Below are 796 nucleotides of genomic sequence, written 5' to 3'. Positions count from 1 at the left end.
GAAAAGTAGCCAACCGCCGTATACGAGACCCGTACGTACGGTGGTGTGAGAGGCTCTCCCTGTCAGTTTTTACTGACGGGGCGGTCTACTCGATTGTAAAACGTAAAAATATTAACAAGTAAAGCTAATTACTGCTTCATCATTTTTTCCTGCTAGTTCATAGAAAATTTTAGTTTCTGTAAATGTCTCTGATATGAACTCTTTTATATCTTCTTCATCATTCCAAAAGCCAGGATAAATTTCTTTATCATTTAATTCTTTCAAATCTATTCTTCCAATTACATCATCTAATGTTATTGATTCAAGCTCCTTGGATATATTTCTCACTATATCATGAGTGATAAATAATGCAGGACCATACCCCATATCAAGCTCCGGGTTAAGTACTTCTTGTCCAATAACTACATTAGATAAAATTGAATTTTTGATATTACTTTCATTCATGACTGAACGACCTGATAAAATATATTGAAGAGCATCCCATGATTTTTCTAAATCTAGACTGCATTCTTCCTGAGTCTTTGAAAATAATTCTTCTTCTAAATTATCTATATTTCCGTTTACAGATAAATATTCATTCAGTTGATTAGATGAAACTCTAACCAAATATGTCACCATTCCCATTGTGATAAGTCTTTTATAAAGTTTACTATTTTTTTGTAGGTCGATTACGTGATGACTAAACTACTTGAGCGGTTGCGTCAACCGTGATTGGAGTTTAGTTGATGTGTGTGCCCAAAATGGACACAGCCTTATTTTATTTTAAAGATATAATAATCTTCTAGAGGGTGCAAGT

1 protein-coding gene is annotated in these 796 nt (G+C 33.4%); it reads right to left on the bottom strand.

Translation table 11 applies throughout. The annotated features are described in order from the left end of the window. Positions 1-111 precede the first annotated feature (111 nt). Positions 112-624, bottom strand: a complete 513-nt coding sequence (locus NH26_RS24915) for a YfbM family protein (RefSeq protein ID WP_044230024.1) — start codon at positions 622-624, stop codon at positions 112-114. Between the last annotated feature and the right edge of the window lie 172 nt (positions 625-796).

The organism is Flammeovirga pacifica, assembly GCF_000807855.2.
In the GTDB taxonomy this organism is placed as follows: domain Bacteria; phylum Bacteroidota; class Bacteroidia; order Cytophagales; family Flammeovirgaceae; genus Flammeovirga; species Flammeovirga pacifica.
Note: the sequence above shows the minus strand (reverse complement) of the source record. Positions and strands in the feature narration are given on the sequence as shown.